Below are 3614 nucleotides of genomic sequence, written 5' to 3'. Positions count from 1 at the left end.
GCCCAGCCGCAGGGCCCAGCGGCCGTCCGGCCCGAACCCGGGCCCGCCCGCCAGCACCGGCACCCCCAGCTGCCGCGCCGACTCGATCGTCGCCCGCGCCCGCGGCAGCGCCGCCGGGAACGTGCACGACAGCCCGACCGCGTCCGGTCCCACCGACTCCAGGAATCGCGCCAGGTGCCGGGCCGGGGTGCAGGCCCCCAGGAACACCGCCTCCCAGCCCGCCGCGCGCAGCCGTTCGGCGGCCAGCCGGGCGGGCAGCGCGTGCCACTCGCCGTCGGCGCACGCCAGCACGATCCGGCCGCGCGGCTCCGGCGGCCCCTGCGGCCCCGGCCGGGTCAGCGCCGCGACGACCTGCTCGCACACGTGCGTGGCGGCGTGCTCGCGGGCCACGTCCCACCGTCCGGCGGCCCAGTACTCGCCGACCCGCCGCTGGGCGGGCACGACCAGCCCGTCCAGGATCTCCGCCACGGGCACGCCCGCCGCGCGCAGGCCGGTGGCGATCCGCACCCCGGCCTCGACGTCCGCCCTCCCGAGCGCGGTGAAGAACTCCTCGGCGACCTCTCCGGCGACGCCAGCGGTCATGACCCCTCCTCGTGCATCCGGTGCCCGGGCGGCCACGCCTGGACACCCAGGATCGCCATGTCGTCGTGCTCGCCCGACCCCAGGTGGGCCAGGGCGCGCTGCGCCACCCACTCCGCCGCCGCGGTCGGCGGCGCGCCCCGGTACCGGGCCAGCGCCCGGTGGAGCCGCTCGGCGCCGAACATCTCCCGGTCCGGCCCGCGCGCCTCCACGATCCCGTCGGTGTAGAGGTAGAGCGCGTCGCCCGGGTCGAGCATGACCGAGGTCTCCTCGAACTCCACGTCCGGCAGCGCCCCGACGATCGCGCCCTCCAGGGTGAACGCCCGCACGGTCCCGTCCCGCCGCACCACCACCGGCGGCGGGTGCCCGCCGCTGGCCAGGTCGACCCGGACCATTCCGTCGCCCAGCGCCGACAGCCGCGCCAGCACCAGCGTCACGAACCGGCTGTCGTCGGTGATCAGCAGCGTGCGGTTGATCAGGTCCAGGGCCTCGGTGAGCGGGCCCGCCACGTCGGCGGCGGTGTGCAGCGCCTGCCGCACCTGCGCGGTGTAGACGGCGGCGCTGACGCCCTTGCCGCACACGTCGCCGAGCGCCAGCAGCCAGCCGTGGCCCGGCGCGTACAGCACGTCGTAGAAGTCCCCGCCGATCATCGACTCCTCGGGGGCGGGCCGGTAGACCGCGCCGAGCCGCACCCCCGGGATCTGCGGGAGCGGGCGGGGCCGCAGCGCCTGGCGCAGGTCCCCGGCGGCGTCGGCGCGGTGCTCGTACAGCCGCGCCGCCTCCAGCGCCAGCGCCACCCGGTCGGCGTGCTCGCGGACCAGGTCCAGGTCGCCGTCGCCGAACGGGCGGGCCCGCAGCAGGGTGAGCACGCCCCGGCAGACGCCGCGCGCGGTGAGCGGCACCAGCAGCACGTGCGCGGGCCCGTCGGTCGTCATCTCCGGCGGGCACAGCTCCCGGGCGCGCTCGGCGTTCACCGCGTCGTGCCGCTCCAGGCGGCCGGTGTCGTGGACGCGGGTGACGCCCCGGCCGGGCGGGACCAGCCGGAAGGACGTCTCGCCGTGGCGCGAGACGGCGGTCTCGGGCCGGCCGTTGTCGCCCCACAGGGTCACCGCGGCCTGGTCGGCCAGCTCGTCGGCCGTCAGGCGGGCCGCCAGCGCCCAGGCCCGCCGCAGGTTGAGGGTGCCCGACAGCACCCGGCCCGTGCGGGCCAGGAACGCCTTGCGCGTGCGCTCCTCCAGCAGCGCGTCCTCGCGGGCCCGCTCGGCGGTCACGTCGCGCGCCACCCAGACCGCGTACCCGCCCGGCAGCACGTGGCGGCGGCCGGTGACGCGGCGGCCCCCGTGGTCGGCGTCGAACGTCGCGCGGCCCGCCTGCGCGGCCTCCAGCAGCGGCGGGATCGCGCCGGAGGCCAGCGGCCGCCCCGGGCGCGGGTCGCCGAGCAGGTCGCGGGCGCGGGCGTTGGCCCGCCGCACCGTGCCGCCCGGGTCGACCAGGACGACGGCCTCGTCGAGCACGTCCAGCGCGTCGAGCAGCGCCCGGTCCGGTCCGGACGGATCCGCCGGGGGCGCGCCGGAGACCTCCTCCGGCTCCATGTCGTCATCGGGAAACGGGAGGCGGTCGCTGCCCGTCTCGGTGCTGCGCAGAGGGACGACTCCTTGCGTGGCGTGATCGTCGGCGCGGCCGCCGACGGGGGGACGAGGCAACGCTACGCCAGCCCGCCGGGACGGGGAGTGACATTGCCGGAAAGCGTCCGGCCCCGGTCACAGCGGGATCCAGCGGCTCTCGTAGGGGCCGAGTTCCAGGGCCTTGCCGTTGAGCAGCGTGCGGGCGGGCCTGCCGGTGGTGTTCACCGCGACCATCTGCCTCGGCTGGGCCAGCACCCGGATGTCGGGGTTGGAGGAGGCCATGGCGAGCAGCGGCGTGCCCGGCGGGAACCAGCGGGTGAAGTTCTGGAGCATCGTCAGCGTCGGGGTGCCGCGGTTCCCCGCGGAGGTGCCCGACCACAGGCAGCCCAGGCACTCGGCGGAGGTCGCGACCTGCGGGCTCCAGTAGAACGCCGCCGACGCCCCGCCCCGCGCGAACTCCATCATCGCGGCGGTCTGCACCGCCCCCAGCCGTTCGTCGGACCAGGTGGCGCCCCGCGGCTGCACGTACCACTCGGCCCACCACACCGGCAGCCGGTCGCCGCTCTGCTCCCGCAGCCACCGGGTGACCGCCGAGAACTTCGCCAGCGCGTCGATCACGTTCACCCGCGCCGGGGCCTGGCCCGGCCGCCCCGTCCTCCCCGGCAGCGACGCGCCGTCCACCACCAGGAAGTCCGCGCCCGCCTTGTTCTTCAGCCAGTACCGGGTCGCGTCCAGCACGCGCGGGTCGACGGCGCCCCACGGGCCGCTCACCTCGCTCGGCGGCCCCTGCCCGGGCGGGTTGCTGTCCATCGGGATGTAGGGGCCGCCGACGCGGATCTGCGGGTTCACCTTCTTCAGCGCCGTGTACACCTTGTTGTAGAGCGCGGTGTAGGCGGCGGCGTCCCAGGTGTTGCGGGCCGGGTCCCAGAAGCCCTTGAACTCGTTCCAGACCAGGTAGTGGCGGACGTCGGGGTAGCGCCGGGCCACCGTGGCGGCGAGGTTCGCGAAGTCGTCGTAGTGGGCCGGGTCGGGGGCCTTCTCCAGCCGCGTCCAGTCGGTCCGCCCGGCCGTGCCGCCCTTCATCCAGTCGGGGGCGCAGCACAGGGTGAGGACCGGGGTCCCCTTGGTGGCGCGGATGAGCTCGACGCGGCGGTCCAGGGTGGTGAAGTCGTGGCGGCCCGGCGACGGCTCGGGGTTGGTCGCGCCCCAGCCCATGAGCGACTGGACCTGCGCGAGGGGCTGGCGGGCCGTGGCGGCGCGCTGCCGGGACGCCGCCGAGTTCAGGGGCAGGGTGTGCTGGGTGTGGGTCAGGCCCCAGGACGGCCAGGCCGCGGTCGCCCCGCCGCCGCCCACCACGGGGCCGCGGGCCCCGGCACGGTCGCCGGTGCGCTCGGCGGCCCGGCCGGGGGC

The 3614-nt window shown here is 77.1% G+C and carries 3 protein-coding genes; all 3 read right to left on the bottom strand.

The genetic code is table 11. The annotated features are described in order from the left end of the window. Positions 1 to 582 (bottom strand): cobalamin B12-binding domain-containing protein (locus tag AKI01S_RS48335; RefSeq protein WP_169814150.1); only part of this gene is annotated, 582 nt, incomplete at its 3' end. Then, positions 579 to 2171 (bottom strand): SpoIIE family protein phosphatase, encoded by a 1593-nt coding sequence (locus tag AKI01S_RS48330; protein WP_084000984.1) that lies wholly within the window; start codon positions 2169 to 2171, stop codon positions 579 to 581. The genes AKI01S_RS48330 and AKI01S_RS48335, both read right to left, overlap by 4 nt. Before the next feature lie 168 nt (positions 2172 to 2339). After that, positions 2340 to 3614: GH39 family glycosyl hydrolase (locus AKI01S_RS48325; RefSeq protein WP_067833830.1), on the bottom strand; the 1275-nt coding region annotated here is incomplete at its 5' end.

Source organism: Actinomadura kijaniata NBRC 14229, from assembly GCF_001552175.1.
Classification (GTDB): Bacteria; Actinomycetota; Actinomycetes; order Streptosporangiales; family Streptosporangiaceae; genus Spirillospora; species Spirillospora kijaniata.
This window is presented reverse-complemented; position numbering and strand designations above follow the sequence as displayed.

Coding starts and splice junctions, on each gene's coding strand:
- AKI01S_RS48330 (WP_084000984.1), bottom strand. CDS start 2,171: ATGGAGCCGGAGGAGGTCTCCGGCGCGCCCCCGGCGGATCCGTCCGGA.